Source organism: Microbacterium sp. Bi128, from assembly GCF_918698205.1.
The window spans coordinates 1-1,004 of the sequence record NZ_CAKKMM010001688.1 but is presented as its reverse complement, the minus strand read 5'-3'; the positions used below and the strand labels follow the sequence as shown (position 1 = coordinate 1,004).

Annotated in this window: 1 protein-coding gene and 1 pseudogene; both read left to right on the top strand. The window is 67.7% G+C overall.

All coding sequences use genetic code 11. From position 1 onward, the window contains the following. Window positions 1-853 (top strand): MFS transporter (locus tag LQV45_RS35535; protein ID WP_230012760.1); only part of this gene is annotated, 853 nt, incomplete at its 5' end. Window positions 854-880: 27 nt separating this feature from the next. After that, window positions 881-1,004: pseudogene (locus LQV45_RS35530) on the top strand (short-chain dehydrogenase); the annotation flags it as partial.

Here is a 1,004-nt window from a genome sequence, read left to right as displayed (position 1 = left end):
GCAGATGGACGGCGTCATGGGCCTCCAGGGCTGGCAGTGGCTCTACATCATCGAAGGCATCCCGGCGATCGCCCTCGGCCTGCTGACACCCATCCTCATGACGGACCGTCCGCGGGACGCCAAATGGCTCGAAGCCGACGAGCGCAACTGGCTCACCGCCACCATGGACGCCGAACTGGCCGCCAAGTCCCAGTCGGGCAAGCACAACTTCATGGCCGGGCTCAAGGACAAGCGCACCCTGGTCTACTCCGCCCTGTACTTCGGCCTGGTGTGCGGGATCTACGGCCTGGGCCTGTGGATGCCCACCATCGTCGCGGCCCTGGGCAAGTTCTCCACGGCAGAGGTCGGCTTCATCGTCTTCATCCCCTATGCCGTGGCCGCAGTATTCGTCTACTTCTGGAGCAAGCGCGCGGACCGGACCGGCAAGCGTGCCTGGCACGCCTCGGTCAGCATGGTGCTTGCGGGCGTCGGACTCGTGGCCGCCGGCTACCTGCTCCCGGTCAACCCGTTCCTCGCGATGGTCGGTCTGACGCTCTCCGCCATGGGGATCTACGGGGCGATCGCCCCCTTCCTCTCGATGCCCTCCGCGGCACTGACCGGTGCGGCTGCCGCTTCCGGGCTGGCCCTGGTGAACTCCCTCGGAAACCTCGGCGGCTTCATCTCCCCGTACGCGGTCGGCCTCCTCAAGGACGCCACCGGAAGCAACCAGAGCGGGCTCCTGTTCCTGTCCCTGTGCCTGTGCATCACGGCCGTGGCCACCTACCTGTACGCCCGCCGGCGCCCCGAAGGCGACGCCAGCCTTGACCCCGCGGTCGCAGCGGCTGCCGCCGTCGACCCGGCCAAAGTATCCTGATCCGAAACCCCCGAAGGAATCTTCGTCATGACATCAATTACCCCGTTCCCCACTGAACGCACCGTGGTCCTGACCGGAGCCGCGTCAGCCCGCGGCATCGGCCGTGCCGCCGCCGACCGCCTGGCCAGCGAGGGCTGGTCCATCGCAATCC